Source organism: Alicyclobacillus hesperidum (assembly GCF_900107035.1).
Lineage (GTDB): Bacteria > Bacillota > Bacilli > Alicyclobacillales > Alicyclobacillaceae > Alicyclobacillus > Alicyclobacillus hesperidum.
Genome location: NZ_FNOJ01000009.1, coordinates 14929 through 31667, shown reverse-complemented (window position 1 = coordinate 31667; position 16739 = coordinate 14929). Strand labels below are relative to the sequence as shown.

19 protein-coding genes are annotated in these 16739 nt (G+C 54.3%); 17 read left to right on the top strand and 2 right to left on the bottom strand.

The features are described 5' to 3' along the window. Positions 1-8 precede the first annotated feature (8 nt). From rlmN to spoVM, 6 genes are all read left to right on the top strand, one after another. Positions 9-1055: a dual-specificity RNA methyltransferase RlmN gene (gene rlmN, locus BLU70_RS08230; RefSeq protein ID WP_040289401.1), complete on the top strand. Its 1047-nt coding sequence runs from the start codon at positions 9-11 to the stop codon at positions 1053-1055. 37 nt (positions 1056-1092) lie between these two features. Beyond that, entirely contained in the window at positions 1093-1854 is a 762-nt protein-coding gene (locus BLU70_RS08225; RefSeq protein WP_006446897.1) for a Stp1/IreP family PP2C-type Ser/Thr phosphatase, read from the top strand. After that, the gene (gene pknB, locus BLU70_RS08220; RefSeq protein ID WP_074693178.1) at positions 1851-3959 is read left to right on the top strand and encodes a Stk1 family PASTA domain-containing Ser/Thr kinase; all 2109 of its coding nucleotides are present in this window, start codon (positions 1851-1853) and stop codon (positions 3957-3959) included. Before BLU70_RS08225 ends, pknB begins: the two co-directional genes overlap by 4 nt. 13 nt (positions 3960-3972) lie before the next feature. Next, positions 3973-4851 (top strand): ribosome small subunit-dependent GTPase A, encoded by an 879-nt coding sequence (gene rsgA / locus BLU70_RS08215; RefSeq protein WP_006446899.1) that lies wholly within the window; start codon positions 3973-3975, stop codon positions 4849-4851. Continuing rightward, entirely contained in the window at positions 4848-5513 is a 666-nt protein-coding gene (gene rpe, locus BLU70_RS08210; RefSeq protein ID WP_074693177.1) for a ribulose-phosphate 3-epimerase, read from the top strand. The genes rsgA and rpe overlap by 4 nt, the downstream gene beginning before the upstream one ends. A gap of 157 nt (positions 5514-5670) precedes the next feature. Beyond that, on the top strand, positions 5671-5760 hold the full coding sequence (gene spoVM / locus BLU70_RS14960) for a stage V sporulation protein SpoVM (protein ID WP_074693176.1): 90 nt from the start codon (positions 5671-5673) through the stop codon (positions 5758-5760). A gap of 89 nt (positions 5761-5849) precedes the next feature. On the opposite strand, the gene rpmB is transcribed toward spoVM, so the two are convergent. Then, positions 5850-6041, bottom strand: coding sequence for a 50S ribosomal protein L28 (rpmB, locus tag BLU70_RS08200; protein WP_040289405.1), 192 nt, complete (start codon positions 6039-6041; stop codon positions 5850-5852). Between the two features lie 176 nt (positions 6042-6217). Between rpmB and BLU70_RS08195 the strand changes: the two genes are divergently transcribed. From BLU70_RS08195 to BLU70_RS08170, 6 genes are all read left to right on the top strand, one after another. After that, positions 6218-6574 carry an Asp23/Gls24 family envelope stress response protein gene (locus BLU70_RS08195; protein WP_074693175.1) on the top strand — a complete coding sequence of 119 codons (357 nt, stop codon included), beginning with the start codon at positions 6218-6220 and terminating at the stop codon, positions 6572-6574. A 24-nt stretch (positions 6575-6598) separates the two neighbouring features. Beyond that, positions 6599-8644 (top strand): ATP-dependent DNA helicase RecG, encoded by a 2046-nt coding sequence (gene recG, locus BLU70_RS08190; RefSeq protein WP_074693174.1) that lies wholly within the window; start codon positions 6599-6601, stop codon positions 8642-8644. Between the two features lie 78 nt (positions 8645-8722). Then, positions 8723-8923 (top strand): alpha/beta-type small acid-soluble spore protein, encoded by a 201-nt coding sequence (locus BLU70_RS08185; RefSeq protein ID WP_100218627.1) that lies wholly within the window; start codon positions 8723-8725, stop codon positions 8921-8923. A gap of 121 nt (positions 8924-9044) precedes the next feature. Beyond that, complete coding sequence (gene asd, locus BLU70_RS08180) at positions 9045-9842, top strand: archaetidylserine decarboxylase (RefSeq protein ID WP_244885158.1); 798 nt, start codon at positions 9045-9047, stop codon at positions 9840-9842. A gap of 124 nt (positions 9843-9966) precedes the next feature. Next, on the top strand, positions 9967-11115 hold the full coding sequence (locus BLU70_RS08175; protein WP_074693215.1) for an NAD-dependent epimerase/dehydratase family protein: 1149 nt from the start codon (positions 9967-9969) through the stop codon (positions 11113-11115). A 9-nt stretch (positions 11116-11124) separates the two neighbouring features. After that, positions 11125-12279, top strand: a complete 1155-nt coding sequence (locus BLU70_RS08170) for a glycosyltransferase family 4 protein (RefSeq protein WP_176780862.1) — start codon at positions 11125-11127, stop codon at positions 12277-12279. 16 nt (positions 12280-12295) lie between these two features. Here BLU70_RS08170 and BLU70_RS08165 read toward each other — a convergent pair whose 3' ends face one another. Further along, entirely contained in the window at positions 12296-13669 is a 1374-nt protein-coding gene (locus tag BLU70_RS08165) for an amidase (protein WP_074693172.1), read from the bottom strand. 367 nt (positions 13670-14036) lie between these two features. Between BLU70_RS08165 and rsmD the strand changes: the two genes are divergently transcribed. The 5 genes from rsmD to rpmF are packed head-to-tail and all read left to right on the top strand — an operon-like array spanning position 14037 to position 16671. Beyond that, a complete protein-coding gene (rsmD, locus tag BLU70_RS08160; RefSeq protein WP_244885157.1) occupies positions 14037-14630 on the top strand; it encodes a 16S rRNA (guanine(966)-N(2))-methyltransferase RsmD in 594 nt (197 codons plus the stop codon). Continuing rightward, on the top strand, positions 14623-15102 hold the full coding sequence (coaD, locus tag BLU70_RS08155) for a pantetheine-phosphate adenylyltransferase (RefSeq protein WP_074693170.1): 480 nt from the start codon (positions 14623-14625) through the stop codon (positions 15100-15102). Before rsmD ends, coaD begins: the two co-directional genes overlap by 8 nt. Positions 15103-15115: 13 nt before the next feature. Next, on the top strand, positions 15116-15904 hold the full coding sequence (locus BLU70_RS08150; RefSeq protein WP_074693169.1) for a patatin-like phospholipase family protein: 789 nt from the start codon (positions 15116-15118) through the stop codon (positions 15902-15904). Between the two features lie 20 nt (positions 15905-15924). After that, the gene (locus BLU70_RS08145; protein WP_244885156.1) at positions 15925-16458 is read left to right on the top strand and encodes a YceD family protein; all 534 of its coding nucleotides are present in this window, start codon (positions 15925-15927) and stop codon (positions 16456-16458) included. Between the two features lie 36 nt (positions 16459-16494). Beyond that, the gene (rpmF, locus tag BLU70_RS08140; protein ID WP_074693168.1) at positions 16495-16671 is read left to right on the top strand and encodes a 50S ribosomal protein L32; all 177 of its coding nucleotides are present in this window, start codon (positions 16495-16497) and stop codon (positions 16669-16671) included. Positions 16672-16739: the final 68 nt, after the last annotated feature.

Below are 16739 nucleotides of genomic sequence, written 5' to 3'. Positions count from 1 at the left end.
TGAAACGCATGGTTCACTTGTATAACTTTACATTACCTGAACTTAAGGACTGGCTCGCTCGCGAATTCGGGGAAAAGCCGTATCGTGCGGTACAACTGTTTGAGTGGATGTATCAAAAGCGCGCGACTCGTTTCGAAGAGATGACGAATCTACCTAAGTCTTTGCGAGAAGCGCTGGCCGAACGGGCCTTTTTGCGTAGCGCCAAGGAAGTGGTGCGCCAGGATTCGAAGGTCGATCCGACCTCGAAGTTTCTACTTGAATGGCCGGATGGTGTGACTGTCGAAACGGTGCTCATGCGTCACAATTACGGCAACAGCGTGTGTGTATCCTCTCAGGTCGGTTGTAAAATGGGCTGCACGTTTTGCGCCTCGACGCTCGGTGGTATGATCCGTCAGATGCAGGCTGGCGAAATGGTCGAACAGTTGATGTACAGCCAATCGCTACTCGATGGCCAGGGCGGACGCGTATCTTCCATCGTTTTGATGGGATCCGGTGAGCCTATGGACAACTATGACAACGTCATGCGCTTTATCGATATTGTCAGCGATGCCCATGGACTTCATATCGGCCAGCGTCACATTACCATTTCTACCGTGGGCCTTGTACCTGGTATTCGCAGGCTGGCTGACGAAGGGCGGCCGATCACGCTCGCGGTGTCCCTGCACGCGCCGAACGATGAGCTACGGGGCAGAATGATGCCGGTCAATAAGGCATACCCGATTGCCAAGCTGATGGAAGCATGTCATTATTACTATCAAAAAACAGGGAAGCGGATTTCTTTCGAATACGCACTCGTGGCGGGACAAAATGATAGCCTTGCGTGTGCGCGAGAGTTAGCCGAGTTGATTCGCGACCTGCCTTGTCACGTCAACCTAATCCCGGTCAATTACGTACCGGAGCGCGAGTATCGGCGTACAGAAAAGAAACAGATTTACGCATTTTGGAATGCATTGCAAGAAGCGGGCATCAACGCGACGATCCGGCGCGAAATGGGTCATGATATCGCGGCGGCGTGCGGCCAGTTGCGCGCTCAACATATGAATCGGCGAGCGTGATCGAGCGCTCGTTTGGTTTGAGTATTGAGGTGTTGGCATGTTGTATGCTGCGAAGTCGCACATTGGTCTCGTTCGAACCATGAACCAGGATGGCTTCTCTGTCTTGCCAGGGCTTTCCGCAGGAGAGCTATTCGTCGTCGCGGACGGGATGGGTGGTCCGCAGGCGGGGGACGTTGCCAGTCAGTTGGCCATCGAGCGCGTAGGGCTCTACGTGCGCGAGCATCTGCGCCCAGATAGCGATCCGGGCGAGATTCTACTCTCGGCACTCGCTACAGCCAATGCTGCGATTTATCAGCAGGCATGCGAAAACATTAGTTATCGCGGAATGGGCACAACGATTGTCTGCGCGTTTGCAAGGCCTGGTGTGCTATACATTGCGCACGTAGGCGATAGCCGGGCGTATATGCTATCCGGCTCCGAGTTCAGCCAGGTGACCGATGATCACAGCCTGGTTGCAGAGTTGGTGCGCCGCGGGCAACTGACACAGGAAGAGGCAAAGCATCATCCCCAGCGAAACATCGTGACGAGATCGCTCGGCACAGAACCGCACAGCTATCCGGATTTGAATTTGTATCCCTGGCATTCTGACGATGTGGTGCTCTTGTGTTCAGACGGTTTGACCAATCATGTTGCAGATGACGAAATTCGGTCCTTCATGGAAGACGCTCGCGTGGTCGCAACGGTTGTCGATTTGGAGCGAGTGGTCGACGCAATGATTCAAGCGGCGCTTGCGCGCGGCGGTACGGACAACGTGACGGTTCTTGTCGCGGTGAACCGAGAGGAGGCTGGCAACAAATGACCTCGCGCATTCTTGGAGGCCGTTATCGACTAGAGGAGACGATTGGCGACGGTGGTATGGCAGTCGTCTATCGTGCGGTCGATACGCTCTTGGATCGCGTTGTGGCGGTTAAAATGCTGCGCAGCCAATTTGTCGAGGACGAAGAGTTCGTCCGCCGCTTTCGGCAAGAGGCGCAAGCGGCAGGGCGGCTATCGCATCCAAATATCGTCAACGTGTACGACGTGGGTATCTCGGAAGGCGAGCAGTACATCGTCATGGAGTACGTCGATGGACCGACACTGAAGGACGTGATTATCGAGCGGGCGCCATTGCCGGTGGACGAGGTCATCGATATCAGCAAGCAGATTTGCTCTGCATTGCAACATGCGCACGATTTGCACGTCATCCACCGCGATATCAAGCCTCACAATATCCTGTTGAACCGCCACGGGCAAGTCAAGGTGGCTGATTTCGGTATTGCGCGTGCAGCGACCGGGCACACAATCGCAGACAGACAGGCTACGTCGGTCTTAGGGTCCGTGCATTACTTTTCACCGGAACAGGCTCGAGGCGCGCCGACCACGGCAAAGAGCGATATTTATTCCCTGGGAATTGTGATGTATGAGATGTTGACGGGTAAACTTCCATTTGACGGGAATTCCCCGGTCAGCGTCGCTTTAAAACACCTGCGTGAGCCGTTTGTCGAACCGCGGGACTTGAATAAATCGATTCCACAGAGTGTGGAAAATATCATTCTTCGCTGTCTGGTAAAAGCTCCGGAAGGCCGATATGACAATATGGCTGCAGTCAAAGCCGATCTCGATACGGCTTTGGAACATCCAAATGTCCCTAAGTTTGAGCCAGCGCTTGACTGCGATGACAAGACCATCGTGATACCGGCAATGGGGGAGCATATGGGCGACAAGCTGGCGAACGCCGGGACACAGGAGTCAAAGCCCAAGATGCCGCGCTGGAAGCGGATCGGCATGGTGACTGGTATCGCGGTATTAGCTGTCGCTGCGCTCGGTCTTGGCGGTTACGCCGCTATCGTCTTGGTTACAAACTTGATGACAGTGCCGAACGTAGAAGTGCCTTCTGTCGTTGGTAAACCCGCGGCAAAAGCGGTCTCTGCGCTAGAAGCGGTGGGTTTTTCGCGAAATCAAATCGTTGAAAAGCTCGAGCCGAATTTGCACGAAGCGAAAGGGATCGTCTATGAACAATCGCCACCTGGACGGACACAGGTCAAAAAGACGCGGGATATTACCCTTTATGTAAGTCAAGGCGCGCCGAAAGTGGCCATGCCAGACGTGACCAATGAACCGTTCGATCAAGCAAAGCAATCGCTCATCAGTGCTGGATTTTCGGCGAACAACATCACGGAGCAGACGGAACAGAGCACGACGGTGCCAACGGGTCAAGTCATCTCGAGCAATCCGCCAGCCGGAACTTCGGTACCTTTAAATGCAAAAATCACCCTCACCGTGAGCGAGGAGAAATATGTCACGGTGCCGAAACTAGTTGGCTTGCCACTACAGCAGGCGGAAGCGGCGATTCAAGCCGCCGGGCTGACTGTCGGAAGTGTAACGCCAAGCAATCTGGTAAATCAGGATCCGCTGGTGTCATATGTGTACCCGTATATTGAGGGGGATTCTGTACCTGCGGGATCGACCATCAATATGTACGTCGTCAGCAATCCATCTGTTGCACCGGATAATAGCACCTCGAACTCGAACGGCTCGGATCAGGGAGCGGGTGGGAACCTCACAGGAAACTCTGGAGGTACGAATGGCACTGGCAATGATACAGAGTTTGGAAATGGTGTTGGAAATTCTGTAGGCAACGGTGATGGCAATGCGACAACACCTCCCACCAACAACGCTGTGGCGAACGCTTCAGACGAGCAGCCGCACAGTGTGCAGGTGACCGTCGATCCGCCGAAAGGCCCACCGACTGACGTGGAAATCATGATCGACGACGCGCGTGGAACTGGGCAAGTGGTTGTCAATCAGCGGATTCGTCGACACACCTCGTGGCAGGAAGTACTCTATCTGACGCCTGGTGAAAAAGGCGACGTCAAAGTGTACGAGAACGGGCAACTGGTTCGAGACTACCCTGTTCAGGGATAATGAGGAGGGCATTGTGGCGGAAGGACGCGTGATTCGGGCTATCAGTGGTTTCTTCGATGTTCAAGACGGTGAAAAAGTTCGTCGCTGTCGCGCGCGCGGTGTGTTCAAAAAGCGTGGCACGACGGTACTTGTCGGCGACAAGGTCCTCTATGAGCCGATCGGTAACAACGAGGGTGTGATTGGCGAGGTCCTTCCGCGCACGACCGAGTTGGTGCGACCGCCCATCGCCAACGTCGACCACGTCGTCGTGGCTTGTTCCTTCGTCACGCCTGATTTAAACCTATACATGCTTGACAAGACGCTCGTCGCCGCCGCTCTGGCAGGCGTCGAGCCGACAGTTGTGCTGACGAAGTCCGATCTTGTTGTATCCGAACGCGCCGAGGAAATCGTTAAACTCTATCGCGGCATCGGCTATGAAACGTACGCTATTGCGGCCAAATTTGGCTCTGGCGTCGCGCAGATCCGCGCTCGTTTAAAAGGTCGCATAAGTGTCTTTGCGGGACCTTCTGGCGCAGGCAAGTCAACCTTAGCGAACGCCTTGTTGCCCGGTTTACATTTGCAAACAGGTGAAGTCAGTGAGAAGATTGGCCGCGGCAAGCAGACGACTCGCCATGTTGAACTATTTCAAATGGACGCGGAGAGCTGGGTGGCGGATGCGCCGGGATTCAGTCAATTGCAACTTGAACTTGCGTCGCGCGATTTGCGCGAGTATTTTTTGGATTTTACCGAGCCGGCGCAAGCGTGTGGTTATCGTGGATGTTTACACCTAGACGAAGAAGGATGCGGCGTCAAGGATGCAGTGGAGCGATCGCAAATCGCTCTGTCGCGCTATGCGTCGTATCGCCAACTGTACCACGAGATTCGCGAACAGGAGCTGAACGAGTATTCATGAATGTCACCAAGATTGCGCCATCGATTCTGTCAGCGGATTTTGGGTGTTTGGAGAAGGAAGTAGCGTCCGTCGTCGACGCGGGATGTGACTGGATACATATCGATGTGATGGATGGTCACTTTGTGCCGAACATCACTATGGGTCCTCTCGTCGTGTCCGCGTTGCGGCGCCGGTTTCGTTGTACTCTTGACGTACATCTCATGATCGAAAAGCCTGAGTCGATGATTCCATCTTTCGTAGAAGCCGGTGCAGACGTCATCACCATTCACCAAGAGGCGACTCATCACCCACATCGGGCTTTACAGATGATTCGAAGTTCTGGACTGCGGGCGGGATTGGCAATCAATCCTGGAACAGGACTCGACAGCCTTCCATACTTGGTGGGTGAGATGGACCTGTTGCTGATCATGACGGTGAATCCGGGGTTCGGCGGGCAGACTCTGATTCCTGCGACGGTCTCGAAAGTTGCCTCGGCCCGGCGACAATTGGTTGAATTGGGGCGTGGCGACGTTCTCATCGAAGTGGATGGGGGCATCAATGAGCAAACGATACGAGAGGTCTACGAAGCGGGAGCAAACGTGTTTGTTGCAGGGTCGGCGGTGTTTGACCATTCGGATCGTACGGATGCGGTTGCACGGCTGACAAAGGCCTTGGCGATGTAAGTGAGCCGCTACGCCGGTTTTTAGGCTCGTCCTGGCACATTTCGACAGAATGCGCATATACATAGCTAGCGACACAGGCCTATGCCCAGCGGCAGAGCGGGACTTGCGGCAGTCAGACTCGCTCGGATGATGTTGCGCTGGTTGCACGAGGGGGGAAGTGGTCTTGAAAGTTTACACGATCAAGCTGCCGCGGTTTTTAGGTGGAATCGTCAAAGCGGTATTGGGTACCTTCACCAAGGATTCTTGAATTCTTTCTGTACATCAGTGGGTCATCAGCGCAATTTCATAGCATGAAAAAAGCACCTGTTCGCAGGTGCTTTTTTCTCATGTTCAAGGTTATACGGCGCGCGTTACTTTGCCCGCCTTCAGGCAACGCGTACAAACGCGGATGCGCTTGGTCGTTCCACCGACGTTCGCGCGTACCACTTGCAGATTTGGAAGCCAGCGACGCTTGGTCAAAATGTGCGAGTGGCTGACCTTGTTGCCAACTTGGGGTCCGCGTCCGCAAATTTCACACCGTCTTGCCATGCGAACACCTCCTTCACCAGGCCTGTATCCGTAATTCAAGCACATGCGCTGACATGCTTGGCGAAAATGACCCTGCCTAGCTTAGCATATCGTCCCGGATCCCGCAACCATCCTTCCGGGGACGAATCCGTTTATAGTACAATGAGGAAAATAAGCGCCGAGAGCGGAGGGGTTCCATGCCAAAAACGTTTGATACCCAATACGGGACGATTGCGGTGTCTGAGGACGTAATCGCCACCACGGCAGGGCTCGCGGCCATCGAGTGCGATGGGCTTGCTGGTATGGCATCGCGTCGCCAGGTGGTAGATAGGCTCACCGAAGTGTTTGGGCGTGAGAATCCAGGACGCGGTGTGGAAGTGCGAATTGTAGGAAATGAAGACGTCCAGGTGGAGCTGTTTATCATTGTGCAGTATGGCGTCAACATTTATGAAACTGCACAGCGGGTTCGGCAGAAGGTCGAGTATGTATTGTCTGAAACCGCAGGAATTGAGACGCCAAATATTCAGATCTACGTGCAAGGCGTTAAATTTTAAGCTTTCGTTGTGGAGTGGCCGGGTTTGAATCTGAAACAGCAGAGCGTGCGTGGCTTGCCAGGAGTGGGACCCGCCAAGGAACATGCCTTGGCGGCTCTTGGCATTCATTCAATTCACGATTTGTTGCATTATTTTCCATTCCGATACGAAGATCGGCAAATTCGACCGCTTGCCGAGTGGCAGGACGGTGCGCGGGTCACGGTAAGAGCTGTTGTCAGCGGCAACGCCATTGTGCGTTGGCGTGGCCCTAAGTCGATGTTGACCGCGCGTTTGCGCGTGGACGGTCAACATCTTGTCCTATGTACATGGTTTTCACAACATTACCTTAAGTCGCGTCTTACGGATGGGCGCTTGCTCATCGTCACGGGCCGATGGGATGCGAAAACACAGCGCATCGTCGCTGCCGAAACATCGTTTGATGTCGCGGAACCGCGGGGCGGCGCCAACGGCTTGCTACCTGTCTATCGAGTCAATAAGGAAATCGGATCGCGCCAAATCCACCAGTTGATTGGTAAGGCCATAGATTTGCATGCCGACCAGTTACCGGATGTCCTACCCTATTCTTTGGCAAAGAAATATAGGCTATGGAATCACCGCGATGCGGTCGTCGCCATGCATCGTCCTCGTTCGGCCGAAGATTTGAGACAAGCTCGACGGTGCTTAGCATTTGAAGAGTTTCTGTTGTTTCAAATCCAACTACATTGGTTTCGCATGCACCGTAAGGAATCCGCCGGCGTTGCACGGTGCGTACCTGATGATGCTGTCGACCGCTTCGCCGGTTTCCTTCCTGCGCCGCTCACAAATGCGCAAAGACGAGCGTGTATGGATATTCTTCATGATCTCCAGGCCGACCGTGCCATGGCGCGATTGGTACAAGGTGATGTTGGGTCAGGTAAAACATGGGTTGCGCTGTTCGCGTGTTACGCTGCCTACTTGGCTGGTTTTCAGGCTGCCCTGATGGCACCGACAGAAATCTTGGCGGAACAACATGCGCGAGAGGCTGAACGCGTGCTTTCAAGCGCAGGTATGTCCATCGGATTGTTAACCGGATCTGTCGGAAGCAAGGCGCGACGAGAGATTCTTGAAGGTTTGGCGTGCGGTGCAATCCATCTGGTTGTTGGCACACACGCTTTACTTACAGAGGATGTTACGTTTTGCAATTTAGGTCTTATCGCGACCGACGAGCAACACAGGTTTGGCGTATCGCAACGCTCTGCCCTGCGCAGTAAAGGGACTTCCCCGGACGTTTTGATGCTTTCGGCGACACCTATTCCACGTACATTGGCATTGGCTGTGTACGGTGACATGGATGTGTCATTGTTGGACGAGCTGCCGAAAGGCCGTCAGCCGATTGAGACAATCGCGCTTTCCAAGCATCAAGAAGCACAGGCTATTCGCTTCATCCGGCGGGAACTGGCTGCTGGCCGTCAGGCGTATATTGTAACGCCAGCTATCGAGCAGTCGGAGACCGTGGATTTTACTGCTTTGCTCGATGTATTCGACAAGCTAAGCGAGGAGTTGGTGGGATTTCGACTGGGTCTTTTACATGGAAAAATGGCTGCCGATGAAAAGGATAGGATCATGCGGGCGTTTCGTGACGGAGAGATCGATGCACTTGTTGCAACCACAGTGATCGAGGTTGGCATTGATGTAAAAAACGCTACGGTCATCGCTATCTACAATGCGGAGAGGTTTGGCTTGGCACAGCTTCATCAGTTGCGTGGCCGCGTTGGACGTGGATCCCATAAGAGCTATTGTATTTTGCTCAGCGAAGCGAACAACGAAACGGCGCATGCGCGAATTCAGACGATGCTGGATACCCAGGACGGTTTTCGCATTGCGGAGCGCGATTTGGAATTGCGCGGACCGGGTGAGTTTTTAGGCATTCGCCAGAGTGGTTTACCACAGTTTGCCGTCGGCGATATCGTTCAAGACCAGCGGATCATGTCGGTGGCGCGCGATGAGGCAGCACAGTTGCTAGCATCTGACTCGTTTTGGTACTCGCCCGCGACTGAAGCGCTGAGGGAAGCTGTTCAGGTGCCCGTTGAGGAAACGGTCTATCGCGATTAAGTCGTTGGGCGTAAGTGGCAATTATAAAACCTCCCTTGTCGAACATACTAGGTGTACCACGCAAGAGGAGGTGAACACATCATGGCGAATCAAAGCGGCAGCAACGAAGTCTTGATTGCAAGCGCAAGCCGTGCACTCGACCAGATGAAGTACGAAATCGCTTCCGAATTCGGCGTGCAACTCGGTGCCGAAACGACCGCTCGTCAGAACGGTTCGGTCGGTGGTGAAATCACGAAGCGTTTGGTGGCATTCGCGGAGCAACAGCTCGCAGGCCGCTAATCGTTGAGTCACAAGAAGAAGGGCTAGCCGAATGGTCGGCTGGCTCTTTTTCTTTTGGCAGTGAAGTGTCTACAATAGGAATTGGCGACGACATGATGAAGGGTGATGGCGTATCCATATTGTGAAAGCGGCATTGTACGCATTTCCGAAGCGAACGTATACCGCATGCGTAAGGTGGTTTGTGCGAACCCGGTTAAGCCGTCGTGCCATTCCGTGGTTTGTTCGTCATTACAATGTCGATCTCGACGATTTGTCTTGTGCCTTGTCGGAGTTTGCCTGCTTGGGCGATTTTTTCGCCCGCCCGCTGAAGACTGGCACAAGACCGATTGAGGAAGGTGTCATTTCCCCTGTCGATGGCTGTGTCAGCGAGATTGGAAGGCTATCCGACAAGCAACTCCTGCAGGTGAAAGGTCGTCCCTACAGCCTAGTGGACTTACTGCAGGATGAAGAATCGGCCGCAGATTTTGTCGATGGCCAGTACGCGACGATATATTTGAGCCCTAAAGATTATCATCGGGTACATGCACCGCTTGATTGCGTCCCTGAGTGCCTCGTGCATGTTCCTGGCACTCTTTTTCCTGTCAATGCATTATCGGTGGCACACATTGATCAATTATTCGTTAAAAACGAGCGAACAATTACATATTTTCAATCGCCCATCGGCAGGTTTGCTCTCGTTATGGTAGGGGCGGCTGGAGTACGTACCATATGTTTGCACTATGCAGAAACAGATGGGCATAGGCGCGGTTCACTTCGTCTAGGCGCGCCGACTTGTTTTCAGCAGGGAGACGAACTCGGTTACTTTGCACTCGGATCCACAGTGATTGTGCTTTTTCCTGCGGATGCTCGCGTAGAGTGGACGGTACAATTCGGGGACAGTGTTCGGATGGGACAGACAATTGGGCTGTGCCAAAGGTAAAAGCGATAAATCAACACTTGCGTCACAGCCTCCCTTCCCCGTATACTTGCCGGGCATGCTGAAAACTTGTACATTGGTAGAGAAGTGATTTGCGTCTAACTGAATGTTGGGGTGAATGATCAACGTGAAAATTATAATTGCCGGCGGTGACGGATTCTGTGGGTGGCCTACGGCCCTGCACTTTTCCGAGCGGGGGCACGAGGTTGCCATCGTGGACAACTGCGTTCGTCGCGAATGGGATAAAGAACTCGGGACACAGTCGTTAACGCCCATTGCTACGATGGAAGAGCGCCTGGCTGCATGGAAGCAGCTTTCCGGCAAAGACATCAAGTTCTACTTCGGCGACTTGCAGAACTACGAATTTGTCGAGCATGTTTTTCGAGACTTTCAACCGGAGGCATTTGTTCATTTCGCTGAACAAAGATCTGCCCCGTACTCGATGATTGATCGCGAACACGCTGTGTTCACCCAGGTTAACAATGTGGTTGGAACGCTGAATGTGCTGTTCGCAATGAAGGAGAATACACCTGATTGCCACCTGATTAAGCTGGGTACAATGGGTGAATACGGGACGCCGAACATCGACATCGAAGAAGGTTACATCCGCATCCAGCACAAGGGTCGCGAGGACGTGCTTCCGTATCCGAAACAGCCGTTTTCGTTCTACCACTTGTCCAAGGTGCATGACAGCCACAACATCATGTTTACGTGCCGCTCGTGGGGCATTCGTGCTACCGACTTGAACCAAGGTGTTGTCTACGGATTGTGGACAGCCGAGACCAAACGGGACGAGCAATTGTATAATCGCATCGATTACGATGGCGTGTTTGGCACAGCGTTGAACCGGTTTTGTATCCAAGCGGCCGTCGGTCACGATTTGACCGTTTATGGAAAAGGCGGTCAGACGCGTGCGTTTCTCGATATTCGCGACACTTTACAATGTATTGAACTCGCCGCGTTACATCCTGCGGATCGCGGTGAATTCCGCGTCTTTAACCAGTTCACCGAGCAGTTCTCGGTACTCGAATTAGCGGAACGCGTACAGCGTGTCGCCGGTGAGATGGGGCTTGACGCTAAGATTGCACACCTGCCGAATCCGCGCGTCGAGAAGGAAGAGCACTATTATCATGCGGTGCACACCAAGTTGCTCGATCTCGGACTGCAACCACACCTGTTGTCTGATGAATTGATTCGCGAGTTGATCGAGACCGCACAACGCTATCGCGAGCGTGTTGATTTCAATGTCATTCGTCCGAATGCGACCTGGAGGTAACCTATAGCCATGAGGATTGCGATGTTTACGGAGACGTTCCTGCCGTCGACCGACGGGATCGTCACGCGCCTATGCGCCACATTGCGTTATCTGGAGCGAGAAGGTCACGAGGTGCTGCTGTTCGCGCCGTCTGGATCGCCGCGGGAGTACGCCTCCGCAACCATCGTTGGCATTCCTGCGATGCCATTCATCCTCTATCCGGAAAAGCGGTACGCCTTGCCCTTACCACGAATTGGGCGCAAGGTCAAGGCGTTTCGCCCGGATCTGATTCACGTCGTCAATCCTGCATTTCTGGGTATAGGTGGGATTTACTACGCTTGGCGCTTCCATTTGCCCCTCATTGCGTCCTATCACACCAATGTACCAGCATATGCTCATCACTATAAGCTCGATTTCCTGGAACCTGCACTTTGGTGGTATTTCCGAACCTTACATAATCGGGCACAGTTGAATCTGGCCACTTCGCGTGCTACGTTGCGCGAGCTTGAGAAGCACGGGTTCCAGAATCTCGAACTGTGGGAACGTGGTGTGGATGTCGACCTCTATCAACGGGCGCGGCGCAGTGAGGCAATGCGTAAACGCCTAGCTCCAAAGGCTGGGCCAGATGATCCAGTGCTTCTGTACGTCGGCCGTTTGGCTTCGGAAAAGAATATTGAGCGCATTCGGCCGTGCATGGATGCCATTCCCAATTTACATCTGGCGATCGTCGGGGATGGGCCGCACCGCCCTGAGTTGGAACGTATTTTTGCGGGGACGAAGGCTCATTTTACGGGATACATGCATGGCGAAGAGCTTGCGCAGGCCTATGCCTCCGCAGATGCATTTCTCTTTCCATCGACTACCGAGACGCTGGGCTTGGTCTTATTTGAGGCGATGGCAACGGGGTTACCGATTCTCGCGGCGGATAGCCCTCCGACGCGCGAGGTCCTGGAGGATGGACGAGCTGGGTTTATTTTTAATCCGAATTCGACAGACGAGATGATCGAAACAGTGAAGACGGTCATGTCCGACGAGGGCAAGCGTAGTGCTGTGCGCGAGCGGGGCCTTCAGATCGCCCGGTCGCTCGACTGGGAGGGACCAAGCAAGCAGTTGCTTGGCCATTATCACCGGGTATGCGAGATGTATGGCGTGTTGGCGGGCGCTGTCCAATCGAGCACCCGCTGAGCCTATGCGAGAAAGATCATAACACGTTTTTCAGTGCAGTTTCGATGATATGGGCCATGTGGATGAGCTTTGCGTCTTGTCCGCGTGGCCCTATGATTTGCAAGCCCATAGGCAAACCATCCACGGTGCCGGCTGGTATCGAGATAGCGGGTAGCCCAGAAAGGTTCCACGGATTGGTGAAGCGAGTTAAAAGCGGCCGCACTGCTTCTGATTTACCTCGTACCGTCACGGTCTCTGCACCGAGTGGGGGTGCGGGAACAGGAACAGTGGGCAATAGCAAGCAGTCATATTGTTGGAGAAAACCATCCATAGTTGTACGGAAGGCTCGTTGGAATGTCAGGCTTGCGATATAGTCTGCCGCCGCCACGTCACGGCCTGCCTGCAGTCTGGCTGCGACGTCAGAGCCGTAATCGGCTGCATGGTTTGCCAGTGCCCGCGCATGCGTCGAATAAGCTTCGGCGCCCAGAATGTTACCTTGATGAATGGCGATTTCCTCGCCATCGACAGGCACAGAACCAACTACAGCCACGACTCTTTCGCGAGAAAGTCGTGTGCAGATGGCGGTGAACCATTCAGAGACGTCTTCGGATGCGTAGGCGTCAACGAGGGATTGCACCAGTCCGGCCCGGATGGGGTGTACCGTGCCAGCCTGTGCATCTACTTGGCTCCATGTTCCCGGGGCAAGGCCCGCCATGACCTCCGCCGTACGCGCCGCGTCGAGCACAGACGTGGCAAAAGAGCCCACGTGGTCAAGCGAAGGTGCAAGCGGATAAACACCATCTGTGGGGATAGCGCCGAAGGTCGGTTTAAAACCGACCACGCCGGTCATCGCTGCCGGAATACGAACACTACCTCCCGTGTCGGTGCCGACGCTGACGAGCGCCATGCCGGCTGCCACGGATGCGGCACTGCCGCCGCTCGATCCGCCGGTGATACGAGATGGATTGAACGGGTTGCGCGCAGGGCCAAAATGAGGATTCTCATTGGTTACGCCAAAGGCAAATTCATGGAGGTGGGCCTTGCCCATGATGATGGCGTGTGCACTCTGCAGCCTTTGTACACAGACTGCGGTCGCTTTTGGCACATGTCCTTGATATTTCGCTTGGCCGTACGTCGTTGGCGCAAACGTGGTATCAATCAGGTCTTTAATCGAAACTGGCACACCCGCAAGCGGTCCGAGGGCTTCCGGATAGCCGCTGGCCAGACCATCTAGGGCGATGGCGTGGCGTTCTGCCTGCTCGGTGCAAACGTGTAGATAGGCCCGCAAGGTTTCGTTTTGCTGTGCGATCCTCTGCAGGTATTCAGCAACGATTGCAGCGGCGGTCTGCGATGAGGTCGCGAGTGCGGTGCGCAGCTGAACGACGCTATGGGGCGACTGCTCTTGGGTCATGAACACTGCTCCTTTTGCCATGAGGTTAGTCTAAGTGGCCTTTGGAGCATTATACTACGCCGTCCGGGATGGTGGCTGGGATGGCGATGGTGCCCAGGAACAGAAAAACCTCACGCCCGGGTACGCGTGAGGTTTTCTGGTGTCAGGCTAGCCGACACATTCTGGGAGAGGAGAAACCGGAGGAAGAGTGGATGGGGATTGCCTCTTCGCACACGGTTGCCTACAACAGCTGTCGCCGTTGATGTTTCTATTCTCGACCACGCGATTGGAAGTTATACCAGAGGCGGTGTATCGCTGCAGGATTTGGTGCCGACAAACGGATATGGTACTTTGAACGTACACATATGGTTGGAGAGCCGTCATTGCGGTGACAGGTGGTGCTCGGCAAGTGCGCGTGATCGCAGGAAAGTGGAGAAGTATGCCTTTAGTTGCGCCCAAAGGGGCGGCGACGAGGCCGACGACCGACAGGGTAAAGGAGTCGATGTTCAATTTAATTCCGCACAGCCTTTCGGGGGTTGTGGTCGATTTGTTTGCCGGCTCTGGTGCATTGGGGATTGAGGCTTTGAGCCGGGGGGCAGAGCGAGCCATCTTTGTCGATCGCGACGGCCGGGCCTTGCGGACGATTCGCGACAATCTGATGCGAGTGCAAGGTCTTGCACAAGCTGAACTATGGCAATCGCACTGGCGGCAAGCTATCGAGCAGTTGTACAACATGGGCGACACCTTGGCGTATGTATTTGTCGATCCGCCATATGCAGAGCGCCTATGGCAGCCGGTTTTAGAGGCTTTGCCGGCGGATCGCATCATCGGTGGCGTTGTCTGTGAACTTCCTAAGGAGATGGAACTGCCGGACGTAATCAACGATTTTGCCAAGGTGAAGTATAGGGTGTATGGCGACATTGCCATCGCTCTGTATGAACCTGTCCTTGGCAACAGGGATAAAGGGGATGACCATGCGTAAGGCGGTGTACCCAGGTACCTTTGATCCGTTTACACGCGGCCACTTGGATGTGGTTGTACAGGCCGCGACCTTGTTTGATGAATTGGTTGTCAGCGTGCTGCACAATCCGAACAAACGGCCATGGTTCGATGTGGCGACGCGTATGGATCTGATCCGCGACGCGGTTTCTTCAATAGACAATGTTCGCGTGGATTCCTTCGAGGGTTTGCTCGTAGATTATTATCGGCGGGAATCGTTCGCATGTGTCGTCCGCGGTGTCCGCAATGAATTGGACTTCCAAGCGGAGCTGGCGATGGCACACGTCAATCGGTCGCTGGCTGAAGACCTGCGGATCGTATTCATACCAACTTCTTCGGTCTATGGGTTTGTCAGTTCTTCGTTGGTTAAAGATGTCGCATTGCACGGCGGCGACGTCTCCCAATTTGTCACGCCGCGCGTAGCTAAGGCGCTACTGGAACACGTGTCGCTCTGAGGGGGCAATACTTGTGGCGGATGTCCGCGTAGGCTTGGCCTTAGGATCTGGCGGCGCAAAAGGTTTTGCACACATCGGAGTGATTGCGGCTTTGACCGATAGTGGGGTACCTATTCATGCAGTGACCGGATCCAGCATGGGAGCTTTGGTTGGAGGCGTCTATGCGATGGGCGTCGGCCCGAACATGTTGCGAGCCTTGGCAACTGGACTGCGCCGGCGGCATTGGATCGACTTTACGGTGCCGAAGATGGGGTTGATTCAGGGGGACAAAGTGCACGAGGTGGTCGCGCTCATGACGCGCCAGGGCACCTTTGCCGACACTCAGATTCCTCTCGCCATCGTCGCTACGGACTTGGTTGCTCGCAAGTTGGTCGTCTTTCGCACCGGACTTATTGCCGACGCCATTCGTGCGAGCATTTCGATCCCGGGAGTGTTTGTGCCCGTCGTTCGCGAAGGAGCGGTTTATGTCGATGGCGGCGTCATCGAACGCGTGCCAGTCCAAGCAGCGTGGGATTTGGGGGTCGATGTCGTGATTGGCGTCGACGTATCGTACACGCCTGTTGGCACTGTGCCGACGTCCATGCTGGACGTGATCGTGCAAAGTTTGGGACTGATGCAAGACGAGGTGTATGCACATCGAACGCAGTTAGCGACGGTCAATATTGTTCCTGATGTCGCTCATATTGGTACGTCGCAATTTGGTCGCGCCAGCGAAGCCATTGACATCGGTTATCGGGCGACGATGGAGCAGATGGACGCGATTTGGCAGGCCATTCGCCAGGCGCAGGCGTTATTTTCATAAAAGCGATGAAGCTTTCGCCAATGGCGCGGCGGGAAGGGGATACGGTTACGATGAAAATCGACGTTCAGGAATTAAAGCGAGAGGGACAAATCGACGTGGCAGAAGTCGTCTCGCTGCCGCGCGTCGCAGAGTTGGTCGTCGATATTGAGGCGGTGGACGATGTCCATGTAAGCGTCCATGCAACCTATCGGCAGCCCTTGATCGAGGTGGACGGTTGTCTGCGCACTGTGGTTCATTACCGCTGCAGCCGATGCCTTGGCAGCTTTGCACGACCCTTGGAAGCGCCGTTGCATGAAACTTACACGCTTTCTGCCGATTCGGTCGACGACGAGATTCGACAGGTTGCGGATGATGAAATCGATTTGACGCCAGAGCTCGAACAAGCGATGTTTTTGGCGATTGATGAGCGTCCCTTGTGCAGCGAAACGTGTCGAGGTTTGTGTCCGGTCTGTGGCTGTAATCGGAATGAGCGGGATTGTAGCTGTGATACCCATACCATCGATCCGAGGTTGGAAGCGCTCAAGGGGTTGCTTTCCGACGGCCCTTCGGAGTAAGATAACTTGCGGTAGTCTGTAAAGGGGGTGTCCTGTGTGGCGGTTCAACAACATCGTACTTCGAAAACCAGAAAACGGCTGCGTCGAACGCACTTCAAGCTTGAAAAACCAACGCTGGTCACTTGTCCGCAGTGTGGAGAGTACAAGCTTCCGCACCATGCGTGCAAAAACTGCGGTACGTATAAAGGGCGGACTGTTCTCGCGGTGAAATAAGTTTGAGCAGGAAAAAGGGCTGTCCTAGCGGGCGCAGGATCTCGACGCGCACAAAGGACAGCCCTTTT

What these genes read in the sequence shown, in the direction of transcription:
- rlmN (WP_040289401.1), top strand. Translation starts at nt 9, where the DNA reads ATGGTTCACTTGTATAACTTTACATTACCTGAACTTAAGGACTGGCTC.
- BLU70_RS08225 (WP_006446897.1), top strand. Translation starts at nt 1,093, where the DNA reads ATGTTGTATGCTGCGAAGTCGCACATTGGTCTCGTTCGAACCATGAAC.
- pknB (WP_074693178.1), top strand. Translation starts at nt 1,851, where the DNA reads ATGACCTCGCGCATTCTTGGAGGCCGTTATCGACTAGAGGAGACGATT.
- rpe (WP_074693177.1), top strand. Translation starts at nt 4,848, where the DNA reads ATGAATGTCACCAAGATTGCGCCATCGATTCTGTCAGCGGATTTTGGG.
- rpmB (WP_040289405.1), bottom strand. Translation starts at nt 6,041, where the DNA reads ATGGCAAGACGGTGTGAAATTTGCGGACGCGGACCCCAAGTTGGCAAC.
- BLU70_RS08195 (WP_074693175.1), top strand. Translation starts at nt 6,218, where the DNA reads ATGCCAAAAACGTTTGATACCCAATACGGGACGATTGCGGTGTCTGAG.
- BLU70_RS08170 (WP_176780862.1), top strand. Translation starts at nt 11,125, where the DNA reads ATGAGGATTGCGATGTTTACGGAGACGTTCCTGCCGTCGACCGACGGG.
- BLU70_RS08165 (WP_074693172.1), bottom strand. Translation starts at nt 13,669, where the DNA reads ATGACCCAAGAGCAGTCGCCCCATAGCGTCGTTCAGCTGCGCACCGCA.
- coaD (WP_074693170.1), top strand. Translation starts at nt 14,623, where the DNA reads ATGCGTAAGGCGGTGTACCCAGGTACCTTTGATCCGTTTACACGCGGC.
- BLU70_RS08145 (WP_244885156.1), top strand. Translation starts at nt 15,925, where the DNA reads ATGGCGCGGCGGGAAGGGGATACGGTTACGATGAAAATCGACGTTCAG.